A 23,999-nucleotide genomic window follows, 5' to 3' on the forward strand; every position below is an offset into this window, starting at 1 on the left:
ACGCTAAAGTTTGTACTGCAGTACAGTTTCGGTGTACCGCAGATAGATTTCGCCGATCCTCCCGAAACCGGCACATGACATCCGCTGTGTGTGTGACGATCTGTTACACGCTCGCAGTCGGACTGCAACAACGTCCGGCTCTGGACGGGGAACATCGGGGGATTCGGATGAGCGCATCTGCGCCCCATCTCGATCCGGGGCACGCCCGACTCACCTCGACGCCAGGCGTCGCAAGGCCCATGCCAGGGCGGCGCCAACCTGTCAGTAGGGCACTCGGGCAGTCACAGCTGGGTTCGACCGAACCTCCTGGCCGAGTCGACATCCATATGGGGGAAGTACATGCGAAAGAACACCACTCGCTCCGCCGTGCTGGCGGCCACCGCCGCGCTGGCCCTGGTCGGCGGCGGCGTCGCGAACGCCGCCGGATCGGCCGAAGGCAGCTCCGGTAGCAGCGGCAGCCTGTCCAGTTCCGAAGGCAGCAGCGGCTCCTCGACCGGCTCGTCGGCCGCGCCCGGCACGCCGTACGAGTTCCAGAACTGGGACACCTGCCGGCTCGATCTGGCCTACGACCCCGATACCGGCCTGGGTACCTGCATGACGGTGATCATCCGGGACGGCAACATGCGCATCGGCAATCTCGACGTCGCGGTCCCCGACGGCAGCCTGATGATCGCCGGCGGCGTGACGGGCGAGCAGGTCTTCGTCCCCGCCGCCGACGACGGCAAGTTCGGCGTGTACGCCAACCCGATCACCGTTCCCGGCGGAGCATTCGGCGCCGCGTCGGCGGAGAACTTCGGCCCCACCGCCATCCAGGCGACCGTGGAGGCCGTCGCCCTGCCCGACGTCGATCCCTACAACCTCGCCGTGCAGCTTCCGGTGCGGCTCAAGCTCTCCAATCCACTTCTCGGCGACAACTGCTACATCGGCTCCGCCGCCACCCCGATCAACCTGTCCCTCGCACTCGTGGGCAGCGCCGGACCGACGGAGTACATCTCGACCAACGGGCCCGAGGTGCCGGGCTACGTCTGGCCCCAGGCACCCCACACCGCCACCGACTTCGCCGTCCCCGGCGCCTCCGGTTGCGGCCCGCTCGGATCCCTGAACTGGGCCGTCAACCTGCGGGCGGGCCTGCCCTCCGCGGGTGCCGGTAACTCCCTGTCCACGACCAGCGCCGTCTACAACGTCGCCGGCTGGGAGTTGGACGAGTACCTGAACACCCCCACACCCTGATCCACCGCTGACCTCGTCCCGGTGCCGGTATCCCGCCGGCACCGGGACGACTCACGTCGTAGATGCCCCAACCGCACGACTCACACCACCGTCCGTCGCACCCGCCTCGCCTGGGTAGGCTCGAGGCCGTGAACTACCTGCCCCTGACGCCGACCGGCCAGACCCCGATCCGCGCCCTCACCATCGCCGGCACCGACTCCGGCGGCGGTGCCGGCATCCAGGCCGATTCGCGCACCATGGCGATGTGCGGGGTGCACGCGTGCGTCGCGGTCGCCGCGGTGACGGTGCAGAACTCGGTGGGCGTCAGCGGTTTTCACGAGATCCCGCCCGAGACGGTGGCTGCGCAAGTGCGCTGCGTGGCCCTGGACATCGGCGTCTCCGCCGCCAAGACCGGCATGCTCGCGTCCACCGCGATCATCGAGGCCGTGGCACAGGTGTGCACCGAGGTGGGCATCGGCCGCGACGGCTCCATCCCGCTGGTGGTGGACCCGGTGTGCGCGTCCATGCACGGCGATCCGCTGCTGCACGCCGAGGCGCTCGACGCCGTCCGGAACACCCTCATCCCGATCGCGTCGCTGGTGACGCCGAACCTCGACGAGGTGCGCCTCATCACCGGCATCGAGGTGGTCGACGATGCCACCGCCCGCCGCGCGGCCGAGGCCCTGCACGCCCTCGGCGCGCAGTGGTCGATGGTCAAGGGTGGGCACCTGCGCTCGTCGACGTCGAGCACCGACCTGCTGTTCGACGGCGACACCTTCCACGAGTTCACCAGCCCGCGGATCGACACCGGCAACGATCACGGCGGCGGCGACACCCTGGCCGCGGCGGTGACGTGCGCGCTCGCCAACGGCTACGCGATGCCCGACGCGGTCGCGTTCGGCAAGGAATGGGTCACCAAGTGCCTCGAGGCGTCGTACGACCTCGGCGCCGGGCACGGTCCGGTGTCGCCGCTGTGGCGACTGGATCCGAAAGGCGCCTGATCAGCGCGAATAGTCGCGCAGGGTCATGACGAAACCGACCGCCACCACCGGCACCGCGAGAATGTAGACGGTGATCCGGAACCACGTGGGCCCGTAGTAGCTCACCGCGATCGCGGCCGCCAGCGCCGCGATGATCATCAACACCCCGTAGAACGGTGTGCGCTGCGGATGCCCGGACTCGGTCATGGTCCCCAGTGTGCGCGCCGGGCGGCGAGGGCGGCAACGGTTTCCCGAAGTCGTCCGAATGGTCCGCTCGGCCGTCACCGCGGTGCCGGCGCCGGGCGCAGCACGTAGACCCGCAGGTCCTCGGGCACCCCGCGCTGCGGCGCCGCCAGCAGCCCGCGCCGGTAGCGCCGCGCAACAAGGCCCAGCTCGGCAAGGCGCTCCTCGCCGATCGCGTCGTGCGTGTTGCCGGAGACGACGACGTTGCCGTTGCCGCCGAGCTCCATCATGCGGGCGGCCACGTTGACATCGACACCGAACCAGTCCGCGCCGATGGGCTGCGGAGCCCCGGTGTGCAGGCCGACGCGCATCCGGGGGCGGTAGCCGGCGTGGTCCAGGGTCGCGAGCGCCGCGCGCGCCGCGAACACCGCCTCGACGGCCCGGTCCGGGTGATCGAACACCACCATCAGCCCGTCGCCCAGACGTTTGACCACCTGGCCGCCCCGTTCGATCATGGGCGGCTCGATGGTGGCGGCGACCTCCCGCAGCAGCGACAGCGTCGCGCCGTCGCCCACCTGCAGCGACCAGCTGGAGAACCCGACGAGGTCGGTGAACACGATGGTGACCTCGCCGTTCGCGGGGCTGCCCCACGTCTTCTCGAGCACCGCCTGCAGCACCTGCAGCGCCGCCATGCTCACCTCGCGCGACGCCCCCGAACCGGTGTCGATCATGCGGGCCGCGGCCCGCGCGCCGCCGGGACCAGCCGTCGAGAGGGGGTCGCCGAATGCGGGATCACCGGGCAGTGAGCGCCTGATCCGCCGCACGGCGTCGACCAACTGGGGTTGCCGGTCTGCGTCGCGTACCCACTTCGCCACCGAACCGGTGACCTTGGCGTAGCCGCCCTCCGTGCCGGAATCCGTGGGGGCCGGTTCCGGTGTGGCGTCGCCCTCCGGGTCGTCACTCACCCCGGCAAGAGTAATCGTGGCCGGGTCGTCTCGCAGAACTGCCGCGTGACGCCGGTTTCGGCGCCTACTTCCCCACATCGGCCCGCGCCGCGCTCCGGGCGTCACCCGCCGGCGGCACCCCGTTCACGCCGTCGGTCGACTGCGCGTAATGCCCGATGCCGTACCCGATCGCTTGCGCATTGAGCGCCAGCGCGGTGCGGTCGATGTTGCCGACGGTGTCCTGCGCGGTGTGGTAATTCGGGTCCAGCATCGCGTCGGCCTCACCACCCCACTGCTGCGCCTGAGCTGGTGTCTTCTTCTCCTCGGCACCGGTGAACAGGCCGCCCGCCGGGATCCCGGCCGCGATGAACGGGCCGTAGTCCGAGCGCCCGTCGAAGTCCGTTCCCCCTGGCGTCACCCCCAACTGCAACACGATCGCTGCGAACGTGCGCTCGATCCCGGCCGACCCCTCCGGCCCCGGCCCTTCGCCCACGTTGTCGGAGTTGTCGCCGTCGTACACGAAGTAGCCGGCGTTGGGCGAGCCCACCATGTCGAAGTTGAGGTACAGCGCGATGTCGGCGCGGGCCGCGTCGTCGAGACCCTCGACGTACGCCGTCGACCCGTTGAGCCCCTCCTCCTCGGCACCCCAGAAGGCGAACCGCACCGCGTTCGCCGTGTCCGGCCTCGCGCCGAGCTGCCGGGCCGTCTCGAGCAGCGACGCGACACCCGAGCCGTCGTCGTTGATGCCGGGGCCGTCCGGCACCGAGTCCAGATGCGCGCCCGCCATCACCACGTTGCCGGAATCGCCGGTCTTGGTCTGCGCGATCACGTTGCGGGACTTGACCGTTTCGACGATGGTGTCGAGCGTGAGGGTCACGTCTCCACCCTGTCGCAGCGCGACGCCGTCGGCCTTGCTGACGCCACCGGTGGGGATCCGGGCGTCCGCCTTCGCCCCCAGCGTGCCGCCGGGTAGGCCTTCGTCCTCGTTGTCGGCGACGAGCACGGCCACCGCGCCCCGATCGGCCGCGACCTGCTGCTTCTGCGCGAAGGGGCACGCGCCGCGATCCACCAGCACCACCGCACCCGTGACGTCCAGGCCGTCGTAGTCGGTGGCCTCGCAGCCCGGGGTCTCGTCCGACGGCGCCGGCACCAACCGGGCGGTGAGCCCGCCCCGCGGTGTCGCCGGCGAGTACGTGAGCGCCTCGAACGGCACGTCGCGGCCGGCGAACGCGAGCGTCTGGGTGTGCGCGTCGAATCGGTCGACGTCGAATTCCGGTGTCTCGACGTCGAATCCGGCGCCCTCGAGCTGTCCGACGACGTAGTCGACGCTCGCGTCGTAGCCGGGGGTGCCGACGGAGCGGTTACCGCCGTTCGCGTCCGCGATCCGCTGCAGTTGCTCGAGATCGCCCATCACCGCGTCGGCGTCGATCGCCGCGGCCAGGCCCGGACCGTCCACGGGTGGGCCGCCCTCGTCGGGATCGCTGCAGCCCGCGAGCAGCAGCGCACCGGAGAGACCCACGACCAACCCCACCCTCACCCGCATGCGGGCAGAGTACCCCGCTCGGGCCGGGACCCTCAGGCCCTCAGCCGCATGGCGAGGAAGGAGAGGATCTCATCCCGCGCCGCGACGGTGGGCTGGCCGGCCTCGTCGATCAGGTGCGCCGTGACGACGCTGTGCGGGCTCGCGATGACGTGCTCGAAGAACGGCGACGTCTCCGGATTGGCGGCGCTGTCGGGCAGCACCCGCGCCTCGAACCGGTCGCCGAGCGCCCGCTCGTACGCTGCGAACCGCTGTGCGCGGCAGAACTTGTCGCCCTGGAACCGGTAGGCCAGCACCGTCAGGTCGTCCTTCTCGAGACGTTTGCGCACCGACGCGAGCTCCTCCGGGCCGCTGTCGATTCCGTCCGGATCGTCGAGCGGCAGCGACGGCTGCGAGAGCACCGGCGCCAGCATCGCGGGCTCGAGCATCATCGACAGCGCGAAGTTGCCCGTGAAACACATGCCGATCGCCCCGACGCCCGGTCCGCCGCACTCGCCGTGCGCGCGACGGGCGAGCGCGCGCAGCCACGCGACGGCCGGAGTGGTGCCGTCGGCGCCGAGCGCCCGGAACTCCGCGCTCACACACGCCCGGCGGAGCACCGCCACCCCCTCCTCGACACCGGGCACGGCGCCGTCCCGGCCGAACAGCGACGGCAGATACACGGTGAAGCCGACGTCACGCACCCACCGCCCGAACCGCGCGACGTGCGGGCTGATCCCCGGCATCTCCGGCATGACGATCACCGCCGGTCCGCTGCCCGCGACGTAGACGGTCTTGGTGACGCCGTTCTCCTCGATGCTGCGGCGCTCGAAGTCGTCGAGCGGATCGTCCTCGTGCAGGCTGCGTTGGGGCACTTGTGTCCTCCGTGACCGATCGATGGTGGTTCGGTCAGTCTGTCCGCGTCCCGGCACGACGGGGAGTGGCGACATCGCCACCTATAGCGGCTACATCGCCACGGAGCTTGCGTCGCCATGGAACTTCCGGCGGTAGTCGGCCGGATTCATCCCCACCTGCTCGACGAACAAACGCCGGAACGTCCCGGCATCCCGGTACCCGACGCGTTCGACGACACGGGCCAGCGGCAGATCCGTGGTTTCGAGCAGGTTCCGCGCCGCCCGCACCCGGGCCCGGCGGAGGAAGTCGAGCGGCGACTCCCCGGTCTCGGCCCGGAAGCGCCGCAGCAACGTCCGGGTGCTCACGTGGAACGCGTCGGCGAGGCGCCCCAGGTCGTAGGGTTCGGCCAGGTGCTCCACGAGCCACGCCGCCACCTGGTCCGCGAACGGTCCGCGGGCCGACGGCAACATGGCGTCGACGACGTACGGCGCCTGACTCGTTCGGTTGTCGGCCACCAGCGTGATCCGCGCCGTGGCGCGGGCGACGTCGTCGCCGAGGTGTTCGCGGACCAGTGCGGTCGCAAGGTCCAGCGCGGCACTGAAGGCGGCCGTCGTCGTGATCGTCCCGTCGGTGACGATCAGCGCCTCGGGGCACACGGTCGTCCGCGGGTAGCGCCGGGCCAGGCGCGACGCGAACAGCCACGACGTGGTCGCCCGCCGTCCGGCCAGCAGATCGGCCTCGCCCAGCAGGAACGCGCCCACACACACCGACGCGATCCGGGTGCCTCGCTCCGCCGCCGCCCGCAGGAACGTCGTCTCCCGCTGCAGAGAACCCAGGCGCGCCGCGACATCCTCGGACGGCACGAGTTCGAAGCCGGGGACGATCAGACGATCGAACCGGTGGTGCCAGCGCGTGACGCCGACCGGAAAGCCGCCGGCCGCCGCAACGGGTTCGGCAGACGCCGCGATCACCGACACCCGGAAGGGATCCTCGGTGGCCGCACCCGTCTCCCGCGCAACACGATTGGCGATGCGGAGCAGATCGGTGAACACGAAGATCTCCGCTGCCAGACAGCCCTCGTACGCCAACACTCCGATCCGCATCGCGGCACCCTCCCGTCGTCCGGGCCGAAGATAGCCGAAGCGCCCGGCCGAAAGAATTCGGCCGGGCGCTTCGAGAGCGGTACTCAGGCGTCGCGCTTGTTCACCACGAACAGGCTCGCACCGAACACGATCGCGACGAACGCCGCGAAGTAGAGCAGGCCGCCCCATGGACCCCAGTGGAAATCGAACCCGCCACCGTTGCCGAGGAAGTAGTTCACGTTGTTGAACGGACCGAACTCGCCGACGTACTTGCCCACCTTGGGGATGATCGTCGCGAGGCTCTCGATCACCAGCGGCCACAGCAGCAGCAGCGAGATGGCACCCGCCGACTGACGGATCAGCGTGCCGACGCCCACCGCCAGCACGGCCAGGAGCGCGTAGTAGATCGGGATACCGAACAGTTCCCGGGCATTGTCACCGCTGCCCATCGACAGCGTCTCACCCGACGTCGCCTGCGCCACGAAGAACGACGCCAGGGCGATGACCAGACCGAGGACCGCCGCAATCGCCGCCAGCAACGCTGCCTTCCCGCCGATCACCTGGGTGCGGCGCGGGATGGCCTGGAACGTGGTGCGGATGACGCCGAACCGGTACTCGGTGGTGACCGCCAGCGCCGACATGATCATCACGAGCATGGCGCCGAACTGGGCGGCACCCGCCTGCGTGTAGGCGACGGTGAACTCGCCCATCGAGTTGTCGCCCGACGACACCAGCGACTTGTAGGCCACACCCATGATCGCCGCGAACCCGACGCTGACCACAACGGCGATGAGGCTGCACCACATCGGCGACTTGGTGGACGTGAGCTTGATGCGCTCGGCATTCAACACGCTCATCGGAGCGCACCTCCCATGTTCTGCGCGGCGTCGGCCGGCTGACCGCCGATCTGCGCCTGGTACTGCACGTCGTGGCCGGTGAGCTTCATGAACGCTTCCTCGAGCGAGCCCTGCTTCGACGCCAGCTCGTGCAGCACGATGCCGTTCGCACCGGCGAGGGCGCCCACGTCGTCCGTGCGCACACCCGCGACCAGCAGCGCCGGCTGATGATCGGTGCCCGGGTCCTCCTGGACCGAGAAACCCTGCGCGGTGAGCACGCTGCGCAGCGCGTCGAGCTGCGGGCTGCGCACCCGCACCGACGCACCCGAGGCGCGGTCGACGAAATCCTTGACGCTGGTGTCGGCGATGAGGCGACCGCGGCCGATCACCACGAGGTGCTCGGCGGTCTGCGCCATCTCCGACAGCAGATGGCTCGAGACGAGGACGGTACGGCCCTCGGCGGCCAGGCTCTGCATGAACTTTCGGATCCAGACGATGCCCTCGGGGTCGAGGCCGTTGACCGGCTCGTCGAACAGCAGCACCTTGGGGTCACCCAGCAGCGCGCCGGCCAGACCGAGCCGCTGCGACATACCGAGCGAGAAGCCGCCGGCCTTCTTGCCGGCAACCTCGCTCAGGCCCACCAGCCGCAGCACCTCGTCGACGCGCGACATCGGCAGCGAGTTGGCCGCGGCCATCCACTGCAGGTGCGCCTTCGCGGAGCGGTTGGGGTGCACCCACTTGGCGTCGAGCAGCGCGCCGACGGTCCGCAACGGCTGCTTGAGCTCGTGGTACGGCACACCCTCGACCAGTGCGGTTCCCGACGTCGGGGTGTCGAGTCCGAGGATCATTCGCATGGTCGTCGACTTGCCGGCACCGTTCGGGCCGAGGAAGCCGGTGACGATTCCCGGCTTCACGGAGAACGTGAGATCGTCCACCGCTCTCGTCGACCCGTAGGTCTTCGTCAGTCCCCTCACTTCAATCATGGGGACCACTCTGCCCGAAACGCCCCTGCCTGCGCATCGGTCCCGGGTCTACTCGCGTGTCATACCCAGGGATGACGCGCACCCCGAGGCGTGTGGGGGATCACCCGGAGTCAGGCCCGGACGGCGCCGTCCGGCATCGTCACGTCGGTCAGGTCCGCGCCGCTGACGTCGGCTGTGCCGAGCCGGGCCCCGGTGAGATCGGCGTGCGCGAGGTACGCGCCGGTGAGCCGCGCCCCCGTCAGATCGGCGTCCTCGAGGTGGGCGCCGGTCATGTACGCGCCCGACAGATCCGCGCCGGTCAGGTTGGCGTGTGCCAGGTACGTCGACGTCAGGAACGACAGCGTGAGCACTGCCCCGTTGAGTTTGGCGTTGGTGAGATACGCCTTGCTGAAGTCCGCGTCCGCGGCCACGGCCCCCGAGAGGTTCGCGCCGTTGAGGTTGGCGCCGCCGAGTTCCGCGAACGTCAGGTCCGCCCCGGAGAGATCGGTGCCCTCCATGTTGGCGCCCGTGAGGTTGGCCCCGGCCAGGTCGGCACCTGACAGATCGAGACCGTGAAGGTCGGGCGCATCGGGCAACTGATCGCGTCGGGCGTTCCACGCCACGACATCCGAGCGGAGCAAATCCAGAAGGTCGGTACTCAACGTCGTCATGGCATGCCCTCCAGGCACTCGAACCAACGGAGCAAGTTGCTGTCGAGCCTAGCCTGAATCCGCGCCGGGCCAGGGATTTCGATCAACCCGTGACCCGCGGCGCGCCGCAACTACATCGGCGACGACGCCTGCGCCCAGAACCGCTTGGGGATACGTCCGGCATGCCGGGCCTCGTAACCGGCCGTGACCGCACCACGCATCGCCGACGCCATGAGCGCCGGATCCTTCGCCCGGGTGACCGCTGTCGCGAGCAGCACCGCGTCGCAGCCCAGTTCCATCGCGAGCGTCGCATCGCTCGCGGTACCGATGCCGGCGTCGAGGATGACGGGGACGTTCGCGGCGTCGACGATCATCTCGATGTTGTGCGGGTTCGAGATGCCCAGACCGGTGCCGATCGGTGAACCCAGTGGCATCACCGCCGCGCAACCGACGTCCTCGAGGCGCTTCGCGAGCACCGGGTCGTCGGTGGTGTACGGCAGCACCGTGAAGCCGTCGTCCACCAACTGCTCTGCGGCGCTGACCAATTCGATCGCGTCGGGCAGCAGGGTGCGCTCGTCGGCGATCACCTCGAGTTTCACCCAGTCGGTTTCGAGGGCCTCGCGTGCGAGCTGCGCGGTGAGCACGGCCTCCGCGGCGCCGCGGCATCCGGCGGTGTTCGGCAGCGGCGCGATGTCGAGACGGCGGAGCAGATCGAGCACACCGGTGCCGCCCGCGGCGTCGACGCGTCGCATCGCCACGGTGGTCAGTTCGGTACCGGACGCCACCAGCGCCTCCTCGAGAACCGCGAGATTCGCGGCGCCCCCGGTGCCCATGATCAGGCGCGAGCCGAACGTGCGGTCGGCGATCGTCAGCTTGCCCATGTCAGCCACCCTGCACCGCCGTGAGGATCTCGATCTCCCAGCCGCGGCCGACCGATTCGGTCCACCGGCCGCGCGGGAACACCGCACCGTCCACCGCGACGGCGATGCCGCGCTGCGGCAACTCCAGCCGCTCGAGCAACTCCGTCACCGTCAGCGGCCCGTCGAACTCGCGGTCCTCACCGTTGACGGTGATCCCGATCAACTCACTCATTCAAACCTCACTCAAACCTTCGCGGGTGAAAATCGTTCGGCGGTGGCGCTTTCCGCCTCCGCCAAGGGGTTGCCGTCCAAGATCGCGACCGTCGCGTCCGCGGTGACCGGGGTCATCAGGATCCCGTTGCGGCCGTGCCCGGTCGCCAGCACGACGCGGTCCGACACGCGACCGATGATCGGCAGGTTGTCCGGACTCATCGGACGGAGACCCGCTTTCGCCTCGTACAGCTCGTACTCGCCGATCGCGGGCATCAGCGCCTCGGCGTCGGCGATGAGGTCGCGCACACCCGCGACGGTGACCTGGGTGTCGTGACCCGACTCGTACTGCGTTGCGCCGACGACGATTCCGTCGGCACGCGGGACGAGGTACGACGGCCGCCCGTGCACACTGCCGCGGATGGTGCGCAGCGGTGCCGGCGTCACGCCCGGCCGGGCCCGCAGCCGCAGGATCTCCCCCTTCACCGGGCGTACCGGCAGGTGGGGCCACAGCTGCGCCGAGTTCGATCCCGCCGCCAGCACCACCTGGTCGGTAGTGAGCTCGCCGAGATCCGTGACCGCCTGCTCGATCAGCTCGACGCCGGCTTCGGCCACCGCCGTCCGCAGCGCGGCCACCAACAGCCGGTTGTCGACGGCCAGTTCGGTGGGGGCCTGCAGCGCCAGCCGGATCCCGCGCCCCAGCGACGGCTCGAGCTCGCGGATCTGCGCGCGGTTCAGGATGCGCAGCTCGTGGCCCTGCTCGGCCACCCAGTCGGCGATGGTGTGCAGGTCCGCGGCGTCGGCGGCGTCGAGTGCGACGGTGAGCGAGTCGTCGGAGGTGAACAACTCGACGTCCGCCAGGCGCCCGAGTTCGGCGCCGAAGTCCGGCCACCGCCGTAGCGACGCCGCACCGAGTGCGAGCGCCTTCTCCTCACCGGGCCAGCCCTCCGACAGCGGCGCCAGCATCCCGCCGGCCACCCACGACGCACCGCTCCCCGGCGCCGGGTCGTACAACGTCACCGCCCAGCCGCTCTGCGCGGCACGCCACGCGATCGACAGGCCGATCACTCCGCCTCCCACGACGGAAACCGATCGGGTCACTTCTCTCCACCTCACTCCCTGCGCCGGCATGATCCGGGTCAGGTATGACGGTCGGGGCCGGCAGGCCCCCTCTCAGCCCCGTATCCGTCGGGACTCCCGTGTTGATTCGTCCGCGGTACAGACTACCGTTCCAGGTGTGCATGCTTCCCAGTCCGTCAAGCACCTCACACCGCGCGAACGTCTCGCCGACGCGCGGCTGTACCTGTGCACCGACGCCCGCCGCGACAAGGGCGATCTGGCCCAGTTCGTCGACGCCGCGCTCGCCGGCGGCGTCGACATCGTCCAGCTCCGCGACAAGGGTTCGGCCGGCGAGCGCGAGTTCGGGCCGATGGAGGTCAAGGAGGAGCTCGCCGCGCTCGCGGTGATCGGGGCCGCGGCCCGCCGCCACGGCGCGTTGCTCGCCGTCAACGACCGCGCCGACGTCGCGCTCGCCGCCGGAGCCGACGTCCTGCACCTGGGCCAGAACGACCTGCCGGTGCACTACGCACGGCAGATCGTCGGACCCGACGTCGTCATCGGCCGCTCCACGAACAACCGCGCGCAGGCCAGCCTCGCCGCGATCGAAGAGGACGTCGACTACTTCTGCACCGGTCCGGTGTGGGCCACCCCCACCAAACCGGGCCGGGCCGCGTCGGGCATCGAACTGGTTCGCAGCACCGCCGAGGCGCAGCCGTCGCGCCCGTGGTTCGCGATCGGTGGCGTCGACCACGAGCGGCTGCCGGAGATCCTCGAGGCCGGGGCCACCCGCATCGTCGTGGTCCGCGCCATCACCGCGGCCGACGACCCGAAGGCCGCCGCGCGGGCACTGTCCGACGCCCTGCGCGGCTGACCGCCGTCAGCAGCTGCCGGAGATCCCGGACTGCACCGACTGCTCGATGAGCTCCCGGGCCTCGGACGGCACGTCCTCCCACGTCGCGGTCGCCGGATCGAGCGTCGGCTCACCGGCCGCCACCGCCTGCTGGTTGTACGCCGCCACCACGGTGCCGCCGTTCGCCTTCAGCATGTCGAGGAACTCGGCGCCCTTCGCGTCCCGGTCGAACGGCTGCCCGGTGCTCTCGGCCTGCTGCTGCGTCGCGTCGAGGTAGGCCACCACCTGCGCGCACATCACCGAGACCGCGGTCTCCTGGGCGTCGGCGCCGGCCTCGGCCGTGATGGTGGTCTCGCCCGCGTCGTTCTTGGTGTCCTTCGGGTCCGAGTCGCCACCGTCACTGCAGCCGGTGAGGACCAGCAGGGCGACGGGGACGGCGGCGATCAGATGTCGAATGCGCATGCCCCGAATGGTGGCATCACACCGGTTCGGGTGCGCGCACGGGTGCCGGCTTCTCGAGCGCGGGGCCGGGTGTACCGCGGAAGGCGATGACCGCCGCCGCGGCGAGAACAGCCACGTAGACCAGCAGATAGATGTTCATGAGGACGTCCGTGATCGTCCACCACGGCGGGAACAGGAAGAGCCCCACCACCACGTTGTCCTCCTCCCAGCGGTAGGGCCACGCGCCCGCCGCGAGGTAGACGACCGCGGCCGCGAGCCACCACCACCGGTTGGTGGTCGCCCGGTGCACGATGTAGACGAGCAGCGGAACGAACCACACCCAGTGGTGGCTCCACGAGAACGGTGAGACCGCGGCCGCGGTGAGTCCGGCGACGGTCACCGCCAGCAGCGCCTCGTTCTTCCGATGCAACCGGACGACGATCCACATGCTCACCACGACCGCGCACCCCGCCAGCGCCAGCCACAGCGCCACCGGGGCGGGGTCGCCACCGAGGTGCGCGATCACTCCGCGGATCGACTGGTTCGACGGGTGCGAGTCCTCCGCGATGCGAGTGGACTCGAAGAACGTCTCCGTCCAGTACTGCAACGAGTCGTCGGGCAATATCAGCCAGCTGACGGCGACCGTGGCAGCGCCGGTGCCGACCGCGACGACGGCAGCACGCCACTTCCGCAGGACCAGGTAGTAGAGGACGAAATAGGCCGGCGTGAGCTTGATGCCCGCCGCGACTCCCACGCCGATGCCCTTGAGCCGGCTCGCGTCGCCGCGCGAGGCGTCCCACAGCACCAACGCCATGAGCACCAGGTTGATCTGCCCGTAGAACAGCGTGGTCCGAACCGGTTCGAGGAACGTACACGACGCGGCCAGCAGCGCCGACATCCCGACGACGTACGGCGTGATGCGGTAGCCGAGCATGCGCCAGCACAACGCCACGATCGCGACCAGCAGCGCGACGTTGGCCGCCATCCACAGGTACTTGTCGACCCCGCCAGGAAGCAATCCGAAAGGCAGGAACATCAACGTCGAGAACGGCGTGTAGGTGTAGAGCAGGCCGTGGATCACAGGCTCGGTGTACAGCGGAAGATCCGCCATCACGTGGCGGGCGCCGTCGCGGTACACGTCGAGGTCGGCGCCACCCGCGAACAGTCCGATCTTGGGCATCCACGGGGACACAGTCGTGAAGAGCAGCACGACGGATGTCACAGCCCAGAGCGCGAGGATCACCGAAGTCCCTGTCCGACGCGGCATCTCGCGTCCGCGGACAAGAATGTTCCTCAGCACGGCCAGCCCTCCCGATCGCGGTCCCACCCCAGAACCCTCGCAGCCTCGATACCCAGCCTAAGCAATTTCACCGATTCGGACGAACCGGGAACCCACTCACCGAGACCGCTGCCCGGGTGCCGTGGGCGCACCGGTCGCACGTTACCGGCCGCTGCGCAACACGGCCGGAATCGCACCTGCACGTCCGCGGGCGCCCCGCTGGTTAGACTCCGCCGAGGCCGATCCGATTCCCCTAGATCGCGCCGCCGCGGTCGACACGAAAGGCCCCGAACATGATTCGTTTCCTCATCCGGACGGCGATCTTCCTCGGGTCGGCGGCGATCGGAATCCTGGCTGCCGTGTGGCTGCTGCCGGACGTGCACGTCACCGCCACCGGGTTCGTCCTCGCCGCCATCGTCTTCGCGGTCGCGCAGAGCCTGCTGTCGCCGTTCATCACCAAGGTCGCGGCGCGCAACGCTCCGGCCTTCCTCGGCGGCATCGGCCTGGTCTCGACGTTCGTCGCGCTCGTCATCGCGTCGCTCGTGACCGGACTGTCGATCACCGGATGGCGCACCTGGATCCTCGCGTCGCTCGTCGTGTGGCTCGTCACCGCCCTCGCAACGGTGCTGCTGCCGATGTTCCTCCTCAAGGACGAGATCGCCGACCGCAAGGCGAAGAAGGACGCCGGCGCCTGACGCACCCCTCCCCTCCCCTCTCCCCGCGCCCCTCTCCCCGCGCCCCTCTCCCCGCGCCCCTCTCCCCGCGATTTGCGCACTTATCGCGGAATTCGGGGCCCCGCGGGCGCGATAAGTGCGCAAAACGCGGGAGGGTGTCAGGTGCGTCGCATGGCCCGGCGGGCCTGTTCCTCGGTGAAGTGCGGGACGACGCGGATCTCCTCGAGGGGCACCTGACGCCCCGATGCGCTGCGCACCTCGACGCGGACCGGCTCGCCGTTCGTGTCGTCGGCGAGGTCGAGCGGACCGCCCCCCTCCCCCTGCAGATACCGATCGCCCCACTGCATCAGCGCGAGCACCGCCGGCAGCAGGTCGCGCCCCTTGTCGGTGAGCACGTACTCGTGGCGGGTGCGCTGACCCAGCTCCTTGTAGGGCCGGCGCTCGAACAGTCCTTCGGCGGTCAGCTCCCGTAGCCGTGCGGCCGCGACGGCCTCGGTGATCCCGACGCGCTCGGCGAAGTGATCGAAACGGGTGGTCCCGTAGTACGCCTCGCGCAGGATCAGCATCGCCGACCGCGTCCCCACCACGTCCATCGCCTTGCCGATCGAGCACTGAGTGGGACGCCACGCGTCCCGGTCCGCGAGAAACCCGTCGAGTCGTGCTGCCTCCATGTCCCCAGACTACGCGCTGACTTGTCAAATCCATAGCCAGGGTCCACACTCCTGGCTATGCAAAAGCAAAGTCAGAAGTTCGGGGCGGTGCTGGCCGTCCTCGCCGGAGCTCCGTTCGTCGCCAACCTCGACCTCTTCGTCGTCAACGTCGCCCTCGACGACATCGCCGCCGACTACTCGGGAACGCCGCTCTCCCACCTGAGCTGGGTACTGAGCGGCTACGCGATCGTCTATGCGGCCCTGTTGATTCCGGCCGGACGGTGGGCCGACCGGGTGGGACGACGTCGCGCCTTCCTCGTCGGCCTCGCGCTGTTCACCGTCGCGAGCGCGGCGTGCGCCCTCGCACCGTCGCTGTGGACGCTGGTCGCGTTCCGCCTCGTCCAGGCCGCAGGTGCCGCGATCCTGACGCCGGCCAGTCTCGGACTCGTCATCGCGGCGCTGCCCGAGGCACGCCGCGCGCTCGGTGTCCGCCTGTGGGCCGCGACCGGAGCCGCCGCGGCCGCGCTGGGACCGGTGCTGGGCGGCCTGCTGGTGGCCGCGTCGTGGCGATGGATCTTCCTGATCAACGTTCCGATCGGCGTGATCCTGCTGTGGACGGCTGCGCGTACCGTCCCCGAGTCGAGAGATCCGAATCCCGCACCCGTCGACGGCGCAGGCGCGGTCCTGCTCGCCTTCGGCGTCGGCGCGGTCTCGCTCGCGCTGGTGCAGGGCCCAGAATGGGGTTGGACCCACGCCGCCACGCTCGCCGCCGCGATCCTCGGCGTCCTCGCCCTCGTATGGTTCGCCCGACGCACGATGCGCCACGACAGCCCACTGCTCGATCCCGCGCTGCTGCGCGTGCGCCCGTTCGCATGGTCCAACGTCACCGCGATCGCGTTCAGCGCGTCGTTCGCCGCGGGACTGCTCGCGAACATCCTGTGGATGCAGAACCAGTGGGGCTACTCGGCCCTGCGCACCGGTCTGGCCGTCGCGCCCGGACCGATGCTGGTCCCGCTGTTCGCGGTGATCGGACAGCTGCTGAGCCGTCGGATTCCGTCCGGGACCGTGGCCGCGCTCGGCAGCGCGCTGTGGGGCGCGGGGATCGTCCTCGTGCTCGCCGGCGTCGACGCGACCCCCAACTACGCGGCGGGGATGCTGCCGGGGTGGATCGTCGGGGGCGCGGGCGTCGGGCTGGCGCTGCCGACCATCCTCGCGACGGCCGCCGCGACCCTGCCGCCCGCTCTCGGCGCGACCGGCAGCGCTGTGGTCAACACGGCTCGCCAACTCGGAAGCGTCCTCGGCATCGCAATTCTCGTCGCCCTCCTGGCCTCGTCCGGATTCACCGCGGCGTGGTGGGCGGTCGCGGCTCTCGCCGCCGTCGGCGCGGTCACCGCTCTCGGCATGTCACCCCGCGCCGCCGAGCGGCCGACCACCGCTCCCGCCGTTACGGCGCACTAGCTTTCGTTCTCCCCCGCGTTTTGCGCACTTATCGCGAAAATCGGGGCCACCCGAGCGCGATAAGTGCGCAAAACGCGGGGGTGGGAGGCGGGATGGGGAGGGGTGGGCGGGGCGGGCGGAAGTGAACGGCCGTGCAGCGCACGTCACACCACCGGCGTCTGGCACGAGCGTCCGGCAAGGAGCAGAGTCGGAGGTGACACTCACCGAGGATCGGAGGAGACATGCCGGACCGGACCGCACCTGTCACGACACTGACCGAACAGGAATGCCTGGACCTGCTGGCCACCGAGCGCCTCGGACGACTGATCGTGGTCGCCGGCGACCGACCGGACGTCTACCCCGTCAACTACGTGGTCCACGACGGCAAGATCTATTTCCGGTCCGCCGAGGGCGACAAGCTCACCGAACTCACCCTCCGGCCGATGACGACGTTCCAGGTGGACCACGCCGACGCGACGTCCGGGTGGAGCGTCGTGATCCGCGGTATCGCGCGCACCCTCGTCCGGTTCGACGAGATCAACGCCGCCGAGGAACTGGACCTGCAGTCCTGGGTACCGACCGAGAAGTTCAATTTCGTGGAGATCCGGCCGACCGAGAGCCACGGGCGGCGATTCGTCCTCGACCGAGGCTGACCCGGGCGGTCAGTCCAGCCAGCCCAGCACGGTCGACGGCGACAGCGCCAGCACCGACGTCGGCAGTCGGCCGCGCAGCCCGCGGTCGGCCGTCACCACCGCGGTGAGTGTGTCGCCGTCGGACGCCAGCCGGGCCAGCTCGTCGTCGCCGCTGCCCGCGGCGGCATGCACCGGCACCCGGACGTCGGCGTGGTCGACGGCGCGGGCCTGACCTTCGAGCACCGCCTCGATCCGCGGCAGCCAGCCGAATCCGCCGCCGGGCAGTTCGACGGTGCGCGGGAGTACCTGGGCGATCCGGTCCAGCAGTTCACCGGTCGCGCCCGCACGGTCCCGCCACCACCCGGTCGGTCGTGACCCCAGGACGTTGGCGGTGTCGAGGAGGACGCGGATCTCGTTGGTGCGCAGACTCGGCCACGCGGCCGCGAATCCCGGGTGCAGCGGCATGTGCTCGACGTCCGCCTCCGGCACCCAGCGCAGCTCTGTGCTCTCCCCGTTGGGCACGAGGGCCAGGGTCTTCTCGGCGTCGGCGACCACCGTCGTGTAGGTCCAGCCGCCGTCGACGTTGGCGGTGACCCGTTCGGTCCGGACGCGGACCGCGCCGGTGTCGATCCCGGTCTCCTCCTGTGCCTCGCGGACCGCCGCGTGGATCGTCGTCTCGTGGCTGTCGCGGGCACCGCCCGGAAGCGCCCACGTCCCGCCCTGGTGGCTCCACGCGGCGCGGTGCTGCAGCAGGACCGCCGGTGAACCGTCCTCGAGCGGGGCGCGCAGGAGCAGACCCGCCGCGCCGTGCCGGCCCCAATGCCGCACCCCGTCGGGCGTCGTCGCCCAGCCGTCTCCGTCACCGCGCATGGAGTACCTCTCACCTGCCCTGTCCGCCGAGCCGCTCACCTGTCCCCACAGTATTCCCCGCGGCATCCGAAAACGGCGGAACATCCCCGCGGTGCTGCTTATATGCTCGAAACTGCGGAACGGCGAACCACACCGGACGGCGAACCGAGGTACCAGCCCGTGGCAATGCCGGAAACGACGACGGCAAACGAAGGCGAGGCGACGCCCACCACCACCGCTCGCAGGATCTGGAGCGGCCTGGCGACCAACGGCGCCGGCACTCGCCCGCGCCAGATGACCGGGCACGACCTGCTGCGTTCCACGCCCGCGCGGCTCCTCGCGATCGGGGTGGCGCTGCTGCTCGGCACGCTGGCGGTCGGGTTGATCGCGTCGATGGCCGCGGGCGGCCGCAAGCAGAGCATCGACACCCTGCTGTCGACGACCGAGCCGCTGGCCCGGTCGTCGCAGAATCTGTACGCGTCGCTGTCGGTGGCCGACGCCGCCGCAGCCACCGCGTTCCTGTCCGGCGGTGTCGAACCCAGCGAGGCCCGCGACCGGTACGCGCAGGCGATCGGCACCGCGTCGGCCGAGATGGTCGCGACATCGGACGGGCTGCCGGGCGACGACCCGAGCCGACGGCTGCTCACCGAGATCGCGACGAAGCTACCGGTGTACACGGGACTCGTGGAGACCGCGCGCACGAACAATCGGGTCGGCAATCCGGTCGGCACCGCCTACCTCGCCGAGGCGTCGGCGTTGATGCAGACGGACATCCTCCCGGCCGCGCAGGCGCTGCACACCGAGCGCTCCGCGGCGGCTCTCGCCCCCCAGTCCGGGTTCGGCCGCCCGCCGTGGCTCGCGATCGGTCTGCTCGTCGCGCTCATCGTGGGGCTGGGCGCCACGCAGGTCGTGCTGTCGAGACGGACCAGGCGCACGCTCAATCCCGGCCTGCTGTTCACGACGGCGGCGATGGTGGCCCTGCTGGTGTGGATGCTGATCGCCGGCATCATCTCCGCGACCAGCGCGCACCGCGCGATCCGGGACGGCTCGGAGCCGCTGTCGACGTTCGCGACCGCCCGCATCCTCGCCCAGCAGGCGCGCACGCAGGAGATTCTGCAGTTGGTGCGCCGCGAGGAGAAGGAGGAACACGCGCGGCTGTACGAGGACGACACCGCGGAACTGCAGCAACTGCTGGGCAGCTACACGGGCACCGTGGGCCGGGACGACGTCGACCGGGCGTCGCAGGCGATGGACAACTGGACCACGTCCCATCGGACGATGCTCGACGCGCTCTCGACCGGCGACTGGACGGCGGCCGCGATGACGACCATCGGGTCCGATCCGGAGTCGTCGGCGGCGCAGTTCGACGCCGTCGACGCCGCGCTGGCTTCGGGGGCGGACACCGCGCGGGAGGAACTGCGGGAGGACGTGGCGACGTCGTCCCGGGTGCTGTCCGCGCTGGGGCCGGGCGCCGCGATCCTCACCGCCCTGGCGGTGGTGGGCATCCCGGTGGGTCTGTGGCCCAGGCTGAGGGAGTACCAGTGACCCCCACGACGGCCACCACCCGGACGGTCGTCGCGGCGATCGGAATCACGGCGACGTTGGCCGCCGGATGTTCCTCCCCGCCGGAGCCGTACACGGTGCCGCCGACCGAGACCTACAGCCTGGCCCCGCTGCCGCAGGGCGCCACCGCCGTCGCGTCCACCGCCCTGCCCCCGCCCGTCCAGTGCGGCGATCCCACCGCGAGCCTGCGTCCCTTCCCGGCCGGGCAGATCCCCGACAGCGCCTCGCTCGACGCGATCCGACAGCGCGGCCGATTGGTCGTCGGCCTCGACACCGGCAGCAATCTCCTCAGTTTCCGCAACCCGACGACCGACGAGATCGAGGGATTCGACGTCGACATCGCGCGGGAGATCGCCCGCGATCTGCTCGGCAGCCCGGACAAGGTGGAGTTCCGCGTTCTCAACTACGCCGAGCGCGAGCAGGCCCTCGAGGACGGCCGCGTCGACATCGTCGCCAAGACGATGGCGATCACGTGCGAACGACGGCAGCGGATCGACTTCTCGACGGTGTACTACGACGCCCACCAACGCATCCTGGTGATGGCCGGATCACCGGTCCGGGACGTCTCGGATCTGGCGGGGCGCCGCGTCTGCGTCGGCGAGGGCACGACGTCGCTCGAGCGGGTCGAACGCCAGCAACCGGACGCCGCGGTGGTGACCGTGCCCATGTGGTCCGACTGCCTGGTGATGCTGCAGCAGAACCAGGTCGACGCCATCAGCACCGACGACACGTTGCTGCTGGGCCTGGCCACCCAGGATCCCCACTCGCGCATCGTCGGCCCGAACATGGGCGACGAGCGCTACGGCATCGGGGTGGCGCAAGGCAACGAGGACCTGGTCCGGTTCGTGAACGGCACGCTGGAAAGGATCCGCCGGGACGGCACGTGGGAGAAGATCTACGACAGATGGCTCTCCGGACTGGGTCCGCCTCCGGGCCCGCCCCCGGCCACCTACCGGGACTGACGTGGCAGAAGGACGGAGGATGATGCCGGGAGAGATTGCCGGAGAAGGCAATACCGACGATTCGGGTGAGATCGCCCAGACTCGCGCAGCGCCGCCGCCCGACGACGAACCGATGCCGACCCGCGAGAGCATCCCCACGACGGGCCGGCGGGCACGGACGCAACGCACCCGCACGCTGTCGCGGCGTCGCCTGGCCGACGGGCTGGTCGAGGTCCCGCCGGTTCCCGAACGCGATCCGCAGGACGCCGTCCTCACCGATCCGCATGTGCCCGAGCGCAAGAGGTTCTGCTGGAGATGCAGCAGGCCGGTGGGCCGGACCACCGAGGCGGGACCGGGATCCCCGTCCGGCATCTGCCCGCACTGCGGCGCCCGGTACGAGTTCTCGCCCCTGCTCTCCCCCGGCCAGCTCGTCGCCGGGCAGTACGAGGTCCAGGGCTGCATCGCGCACGGCGGCCTGGGCTGGATCTACCTGGCGATCGACCGCAACGTCGACAACCGCTGGGTGGTGCTGAAAGGACTGTTGCAGCTGGGCGACGCCGAGGCGCAGGCCGTCGCGGCCGCCGAACGCCAGATTCTCGCCGAGGTGCAGCACCCCAGCATCGTCAAGATCTACAACTTCGTCGAGTACCACAAGGAGGGGCATCCACCGGCCGGATATCTCGTCATGGAGTACGTCGGCGGCAATTCGCTGCGCGACATCCTGAAGACGTGCCGGCCGGACCGCCTGCCCCTCGAACAGGCGATCGCCTACATTCTCGAGATCCTTCCGGCGCTCGAATACCTCCACTCACTCGGCTTGGCGTACAACGACCTCAAGCCGGACAACGTCATGGTCACCGACGAGCAGGTCAAGCTCATCGACCTCGGCGCCGTCGCCCCACTCGAGAGCTACGGATACCTTTACGGCACACCCGGTTTCCAGGCCCCCGAGATCACCGAGACCGGCCCCACGGTCGCGTCCGACATCTACACCGTAGGTCGTACCCTCGCTGCCCTCACGCTCGATCTCCCGTCGGAGGACGGCCGCTACGTCGACGGCCTCCCCACCCCCGAACAGGCGCCGCTGCTCGCCGAGAACGAGTCGTACCGGCGACTGTTGTTGCGCGCCATCGAGCCCGATCCGGATCGCCGCTTCCGGTCCGCGTCCGAACTGGCGGCTCAGCTCACCGGGGTGCTGCACGAGATCGTCTCGCGGGATTCCGAACGTGAACACCCGTACCTGTCCACCGTGTTCGGGCGCCAGCGCGCAACGTTCGGTGCCGACGAATTCGTGGAACAGACCGACGTGTTCGCCGACGGCGTCGAGCGGGAACGGAAGCTCAACCCGCGCAACGTCGCCCAGTCGCTCGCCGTCCCGCTCGTCGACACCGACGATCCGGGCGCCGCCCTGGTCAACGCGACGGCGCACAGCGATCCCCAGCTCATGCTCGACGTCCTCGACCGCGCGCGGGACAGCCCGGAGCGGGGCGTACCCGATTCGCTGGAGTTGAAGCTCGCAGAGATCCGCGCACACCTGGATCTCGGTGACGCGGGCAAGGCGCGGCAACTGCTGCGAGCGTTGGCGCCGGCGTATCCCTTCGAGTGGCGGATCGACTGGTACCGCGGCATCGCCGCGCTGCTGTCCGACGAGTTGACCACCGCGTACGCGTCTTTCGATGCGGTCTATTCGGCGATGCCGGGCGAGGTCTCCCCCAAACTGGCGCTCGCCGCCACCGCGGAACTGCTGCTCGAACACCACAGCGAGAGCGGCACCGACCGCTGGCGGCTACCGTCCCGCGAGTACTACCGCACGGTGTGGCGGATCGACCGCAACGTCGTCACCGCCGCGTTCGGGCTGGCCCGCCGGTTGGCTGCGGACGGTGACGTGAACGCGGCCGTCACCGCCCTCGACCAGGTTCCGCCCGGTTCACGCAACTACGGCGCCGCCCGCATGACCGCGGTTCTGACGTACCTGTCGGTCCGGCCCATCGGCGCGATCGACGAGGCGACGCTCCGCGAGTCGGCCCGTCGGGTCGAGGCTCTGCCCCGCACCGAGATCCGCGGCCCGCAGATGCGCACCGTGGTGCTCGGTACCGCGCTCGAGTGGATCCTGTCGGGGAACACCCCCACAACCGCACACGAGCCGCTGCTCGGTGTGCCGTTCACCGAGCGCGGCCTGCGTGCGGGTACCGAAGCCTCCCTACGAGCGATGGCGCGGAGCGCCCCTACACCCACTCACCGCTATACGCTCGTCGACCTGGCGAACGCGGTGCGCCCACAGAGCCTGTTCTGAGTGCCCCCGGGGTCGAACGGGTGTGGTTGCGGCCCTCCTGGATCCGCGAGCCCAGCCAGGCCAGTGCAGCGAGGATCAGGACGACGGCGACAGGGACCGACACCACGAGCGGGGTGGCCAGCGCGACCGCCACGGTGAGCAGCGGCGCCAACAGCCGGCGCGGCTCGGGCCGGATCTCGGGCGCCGAGTCGAGCATCCAGTTCCGGGACCTGTTGCCGTCGTCCATCGTCAGGCCCTCGTCTCGGTGAGTTCCGCGGCTGTGGGCTTTCCGCCCTTGTCCTTGCCGTGGCCGAGTCCGACGTGCGCCTCGTCGCGCATGCGCTCTACCATGTGCGGGTAGTGCAGCTCGAACGCCGGACGCTCCGAACGGATCCGGGGCAGCTCGGTGAAGTTGTGCCGCGGCGGCGGGCAACTGGTGGCCCACTCGAGCGAATTGCCGTAACCCCACGGATCGTCGACCTCGACGACAGGCCCGTAACGGTAGCTCTTGAAGACGTTCCACAGGAACGGCAGCGTCGACGCACCGAGGATGAACGAGCCGACCGTGGAGATCGTGTTCAGCGTGGTGAAGCCGTCGGTGGGCAGGTAGTCGGCGTAGCGACGCGGCATGCCCTCGGCACCGAGCCAGTGCTGGACCAGGAAGGTGGCGTGGAAACCGATGAACGTGGTCCAGAAGTGCCACTTCGCGAGACGCTCGTCCATCATGCGGCCGGTCATCTTCGGGAACCAGAAGTAGATACCCGCGTAGGTGGCGAACACGATGGTGCCGAAGAGCACGTAGTGGAAGTGCGCAACCACGAAATACGTGTCGGTGACGTGGAAGTCGAGCGGCGGGCTCGCGAGCAGCACACCGGAGAGGCCGCCGAAGAGGAAGGTCACGAGGAAGCCGACGGAGAACAGCATCGGCGACTCGAACGTCAACTGGCCCTTCCACATCGTGCCGATCCAGTTGAAGAACTTCACACCGGTCGGGACCGCGATGAGGAACGTCATGAAGGAGAAGAACGGCAGCAGCACGGCGCCGGTGGCGTACATGTGGTG

26 protein-coding genes and 1 riboswitch are annotated in these 23,999 nt (G+C 70.1%); of the genes, 10 read left to right on the forward strand and 16 right to left on the reverse strand.

What is annotated here, in order from left to right; genetic code table 11:
• Positions 1–339: 339 nt before the first annotated feature.
• Positions 340–1,230 (forward strand): hypothetical protein, encoded by an 891-nt coding sequence (locus A6I89_RS15445; RefSeq protein ID WP_005517892.1) that lies wholly within the window; start codon positions 340–342, stop codon positions 1,228–1,230.
• A gap of 128 nt (positions 1,231–1,358) precedes the next feature.
• Positions 1,359–2,210: a bifunctional hydroxymethylpyrimidine kinase/phosphomethylpyrimidine kinase gene (thiD, locus tag A6I89_RS15450; RefSeq protein ID WP_022597676.1), complete on the forward strand. Its 852-nt coding sequence runs from the start codon at positions 1,359–1,361 to the stop codon at positions 2,208–2,210.
• Here thiD and A6I89_RS15455 read toward each other — a convergent pair whose 3' ends face one another.
• The 11 genes from A6I89_RS15455 to thiO form a co-directional block, all read right to left on the reverse strand.
• Complete coding sequence (locus tag A6I89_RS15455; protein WP_005517890.1) at positions 2,211–2,396, reverse strand: hypothetical protein; 186 nt, start codon at positions 2,394–2,396, stop codon at positions 2,211–2,213. It lies immediately after the preceding gene.
• A 74-nt stretch (positions 2,397–2,470) separates the two neighbouring features.
• Positions 2,471–3,337, reverse strand: coding sequence for an adenylate/guanylate cyclase domain-containing protein (locus A6I89_RS15460; RefSeq protein ID WP_022597677.1), 867 nt, complete (start codon positions 3,335–3,337; stop codon positions 2,471–2,473).
• A gap of 64 nt (positions 3,338–3,401) precedes the next feature.
• Positions 3,402–4,859 carry a M28 family metallopeptidase gene (locus A6I89_RS15465; RefSeq protein WP_044991356.1) on the reverse strand — a complete coding sequence of 486 codons (1,458 nt, stop codon included), beginning with the start codon at positions 4,857–4,859 and terminating at the stop codon, positions 3,402–3,404.
• Between the two features lie 32 nt (positions 4,860–4,891).
• On the reverse strand, positions 4,892–5,710 hold the full coding sequence (locus A6I89_RS15470; protein WP_060934508.1) for a dienelactone hydrolase family protein: 819 nt from the start codon (positions 5,708–5,710) through the stop codon (positions 4,892–4,894).
• A gap of 90 nt (positions 5,711–5,800) precedes the next feature.
• Positions 5,801–6,793: a GlxA family transcriptional regulator gene (locus A6I89_RS15475; protein ID WP_022597708.1), complete on the reverse strand. Its 993-nt coding sequence runs from the start codon at positions 6,791–6,793 to the stop codon at positions 5,801–5,803.
• An 83-nt stretch (positions 6,794–6,876) separates the two neighbouring features.
• Entirely contained in the window at positions 6,877–7,629 is a 753-nt protein-coding gene (locus tag A6I89_RS15480; protein WP_005517885.1) for an ABC transporter permease, read from the reverse strand.
• A complete protein-coding gene (locus A6I89_RS15485) occupies positions 7,626–8,591 on the reverse strand; it encodes an ABC transporter ATP-binding protein (RefSeq protein ID WP_005517884.1) in 966 nt (321 codons plus the stop codon). Before A6I89_RS15485 ends, A6I89_RS15480 begins: the two co-directional genes overlap by 4 nt.
• Positions 8,592–8,701: 110 nt before the next feature.
• Complete coding sequence (locus A6I89_RS15490; RefSeq protein WP_005517883.1) at positions 8,702–9,241, reverse strand: pentapeptide repeat-containing protein; 540 nt, start codon at positions 9,239–9,241, stop codon at positions 8,702–8,704.
• 110 nt (positions 9,242–9,351) lie between these two features.
• On the reverse strand, positions 9,352–10,101 hold the full coding sequence (thiG, locus tag A6I89_RS15495; RefSeq protein ID WP_013417095.1) for a thiazole synthase: 750 nt from the start codon (positions 10,099–10,101) through the stop codon (positions 9,352–9,354).
• Between the two features lies 1 nt (position 10,102).
• Entirely contained in the window at positions 10,103–10,312 is a 210-nt protein-coding gene (gene thiS / locus A6I89_RS15500) for a sulfur carrier protein ThiS (RefSeq protein ID WP_005517880.1), read from the reverse strand.
• A gap of 11 nt (positions 10,313–10,323) precedes the next feature.
• Positions 10,324–11,421, reverse strand: a complete 1,098-nt coding sequence (gene thiO, locus A6I89_RS15505; RefSeq protein WP_044991394.1) for a glycine oxidase ThiO — start codon at positions 11,419–11,421, stop codon at positions 10,324–10,326.
• A riboswitch (TPP riboswitch) is annotated at positions 11,390–11,501 on the reverse strand. Its footprint overlaps the gene before it by 32 nt.
• Positions 11,502–11,527: 26 nt before the next feature.
• Here thiO and thiE point away from each other — a divergent pair.
• Positions 11,528–12,220 carry a thiamine phosphate synthase gene (gene thiE / locus A6I89_RS15510; protein ID WP_005517878.1) on the forward strand — a complete coding sequence of 231 codons (693 nt, stop codon included), beginning with the start codon at positions 11,528–11,530 and terminating at the stop codon, positions 12,218–12,220.
• A 6-nt stretch (positions 12,221–12,226) separates the two neighbouring features.
• On the opposite strand, the gene A6I89_RS15515 is transcribed toward thiE, so the two are convergent.
• Together A6I89_RS15515 and A6I89_RS15520 are read right to left on the reverse strand one after the other, a co-directional pair.
• Positions 12,227–12,661 carry a hypothetical protein gene (locus A6I89_RS15515; RefSeq protein WP_005517876.1) on the reverse strand — a complete coding sequence of 145 codons (435 nt, stop codon included), beginning with the start codon at positions 12,659–12,661 and terminating at the stop codon, positions 12,227–12,229.
• A 16-nt stretch (positions 12,662–12,677) separates the two neighbouring features.
• Positions 12,678–13,883 (reverse strand): glycosyltransferase 87 family protein, encoded by a 1,206-nt coding sequence (locus A6I89_RS15520; protein ID WP_022597713.1) that lies wholly within the window; start codon positions 13,881–13,883, stop codon positions 12,678–12,680.
• A 329-nt stretch (positions 13,884–14,212) separates the two neighbouring features.
• Here A6I89_RS15520 and A6I89_RS15525 point away from each other — a divergent pair, with 329 nt between their 5' ends.
• On the forward strand, positions 14,213–14,614 hold the full coding sequence (locus A6I89_RS15525) for a phage holin family protein (protein ID WP_005517873.1): 402 nt from the start codon (positions 14,213–14,215) through the stop codon (positions 14,612–14,614).
• A 137-nt stretch (positions 14,615–14,751) separates the two neighbouring features.
• Here A6I89_RS15525 and A6I89_RS15530 read toward each other — a convergent pair whose 3' ends face one another.
• Positions 14,752–15,264 carry a winged helix-turn-helix transcriptional regulator gene (locus A6I89_RS15530; protein ID WP_060934509.1) on the reverse strand — a complete coding sequence of 171 codons (513 nt, stop codon included), beginning with the start codon at positions 15,262–15,264 and terminating at the stop codon, positions 14,752–14,754.
• A 57-nt stretch (positions 15,265–15,321) separates the two neighbouring features.
• Here A6I89_RS15530 and A6I89_RS15535 point away from each other — a divergent pair, with 57 nt between their 5' ends.
• Both A6I89_RS15535 and A6I89_RS15540 read left to right on the forward strand, forming a co-directional pair.
• Complete coding sequence (locus A6I89_RS15535; protein WP_044991395.1) at positions 15,322–16,701, forward strand: MFS transporter; 1,380 nt, start codon at positions 15,322–15,324, stop codon at positions 16,699–16,701.
• A 221-nt stretch (positions 16,702–16,922) separates the two neighbouring features.
• Complete coding sequence (locus A6I89_RS15540) at positions 16,923–17,333, forward strand: pyridoxamine 5'-phosphate oxidase family protein (protein WP_013417101.1); 411 nt, start codon at positions 16,923–16,925, stop codon at positions 17,331–17,333.
• Positions 17,334–17,342: 9 nt separating this feature from the next.
• Here the strand turns inward: A6I89_RS15540 and A6I89_RS15545 are convergent, their stop codons facing one another.
• Positions 17,343–18,182, reverse strand: a complete 840-nt coding sequence (locus A6I89_RS15545) for an NUDIX hydrolase (protein WP_022597724.1) — start codon at positions 18,180–18,182, stop codon at positions 17,343–17,345.
• 165 nt (positions 18,183–18,347) lie between these two features.
• On the opposite strand from A6I89_RS15545, the gene A6I89_RS15550 reads away from it, so the two are divergent.
• From A6I89_RS15550 to A6I89_RS24965, 4 genes are all read left to right on the forward strand, one after another.
• Positions 18,348–19,706 carry a hypothetical protein gene (locus A6I89_RS15550; protein WP_005517865.1) on the forward strand — a complete coding sequence of 453 codons (1,359 nt, stop codon included), beginning with the start codon at positions 18,348–18,350 and terminating at the stop codon, positions 19,704–19,706.
• Positions 19,703–20,686, forward strand: a complete 984-nt coding sequence (locus A6I89_RS15555; RefSeq protein ID WP_022597725.1) for a glutamate ABC transporter substrate-binding protein — start codon at positions 19,703–19,705, stop codon at positions 20,684–20,686. The genes A6I89_RS15550 and A6I89_RS15555 overlap by 4 nt, the downstream gene beginning before the upstream one ends.
• A 19-nt stretch (positions 20,687–20,705) precedes the next feature.
• The gene (locus A6I89_RS15560; RefSeq protein ID WP_022597726.1) at positions 20,706–22,958 is read left to right on the forward strand and encodes a serine/threonine-protein kinase; all 2,253 of its coding nucleotides are present in this window, start codon (positions 20,706–20,708) and stop codon (positions 22,956–22,958) included.
• Between the two features lie 113 nt (positions 22,959–23,071).
• On the forward strand, positions 23,072–23,206 hold the full coding sequence (locus A6I89_RS24965) for a hypothetical protein (RefSeq protein WP_255221266.1): 135 nt from the start codon (positions 23,072–23,074) through the stop codon (positions 23,204–23,206).
• Here A6I89_RS24965 and A6I89_RS15570 read toward each other — a convergent pair.
• A partial coding sequence (locus A6I89_RS15570; RefSeq protein ID WP_175278991.1) for a cytochrome c oxidase subunit I occupies positions 23,187–23,999 on the reverse strand: 813 nt, incomplete at its 5' end. The genes A6I89_RS24965 and A6I89_RS15570 overlap by 20 nt on opposite strands.

The sequence above is a fragment of the Prescottella equi genome, assembly GCF_002094305.1.
GTDB classification, from domain to species: domain Bacteria; phylum Actinomycetota; class Actinomycetes; order Mycobacteriales; family Mycobacteriaceae; genus Prescottella; species Prescottella equi.

What these genes read in the sequence shown, in the direction of transcription:
- A6I89_RS15455 (WP_005517890.1), bottom strand. Translation starts at nt 2,396, where the DNA reads ATGACCGAGTCCGGGCATCCGCAGCGCACACCGTTCTACGGGGTGTTG.
- A6I89_RS15545 (WP_022597724.1), bottom strand. Translation starts at nt 18,182, where the DNA reads ATGCGCGGTGACGGAGACGGCTGGGCGACGACGCCCGACGGGGTGCGG.
- A6I89_RS15515 (WP_005517876.1), bottom strand. Translation starts at nt 12,661, where the DNA reads ATGCGCATTCGACATCTGATCGCCGCCGTCCCCGTCGCCCTGCTGGTC.
- A6I89_RS15490 (WP_005517883.1), bottom strand. Translation starts at nt 9,241, where the DNA reads ATGACGACGTTGAGTACCGACCTTCTGGATTTGCTCCGCTCGGATGTC.
- A6I89_RS15530 (WP_060934509.1), bottom strand. Translation starts at nt 15,264, where the DNA reads ATGGAGGCAGCACGACTCGACGGGTTTCTCGCGGACCGGGACGCGTGG.
- thiS (WP_005517880.1), bottom strand. Translation starts at nt 10,312, where the DNA reads ATGAGTGAGTTGATCGGGATCACCGTCAACGGTGAGGACCGCGAGTTC.
- thiO (WP_044991394.1), bottom strand. Translation starts at nt 11,421, where the DNA reads ATGCCGGCGCAGGGAGTGAGGTGGAGAGAAGTGACCCGATCGGTTTCC.
- A6I89_RS15465 (WP_044991356.1), bottom strand. Translation starts at nt 4,859, where the DNA reads ATGCGGGTGAGGGTGGGGTTGGTCGTGGGTCTCTCCGGTGCGCTGCTG.
- A6I89_RS15485 (WP_005517884.1), bottom strand. Translation starts at nt 8,591, where the DNA reads ATGATTGAAGTGAGGGGACTGACGAAGACCTACGGGTCGACGAGAGCG.
- thiG (WP_013417095.1), bottom strand. Translation starts at nt 10,101, where the DNA reads ATGGGCAAGCTGACGATCGCCGACCGCACGTTCGGCTCGCGCCTGATC.
- A6I89_RS15480 (WP_005517885.1), bottom strand. Translation starts at nt 7,629, where the DNA reads ATGAGCGTGTTGAATGCCGAGCGCATCAAGCTCACGTCCACCAAGTCG.
- A6I89_RS15535 (WP_044991395.1), top strand. Translation starts at nt 15,322, where the DNA reads ATGCAAAAGCAAAGTCAGAAGTTCGGGGCGGTGCTGGCCGTCCTCGCC.
- A6I89_RS15475 (WP_022597708.1), bottom strand. Translation starts at nt 6,793, where the DNA reads ATGCGGATCGGAGTGTTGGCGTACGAGGGCTGTCTGGCAGCGGAGATC.
- A6I89_RS15525 (WP_005517873.1), top strand. Translation starts at nt 14,213, where the DNA reads ATGATTCGTTTCCTCATCCGGACGGCGATCTTCCTCGGGTCGGCGGCG.
- A6I89_RS15560 (WP_022597726.1), top strand. Translation starts at nt 20,706, where the DNA reads ATGATGCCGGGAGAGATTGCCGGAGAAGGCAATACCGACGATTCGGGT.
- A6I89_RS15540 (WP_013417101.1), top strand. Translation starts at nt 16,923, where the DNA reads ATGCCGGACCGGACCGCACCTGTCACGACACTGACCGAACAGGAATGC.
- A6I89_RS15445 (WP_005517892.1), top strand. Translation starts at nt 340, where the DNA reads ATGCGAAAGAACACCACTCGCTCCGCCGTGCTGGCGGCCACCGCCGCG.
- A6I89_RS15550 (WP_005517865.1), top strand. Translation starts at nt 18,348, where the DNA reads ATGCCGGAAACGACGACGGCAAACGAAGGCGAGGCGACGCCCACCACC.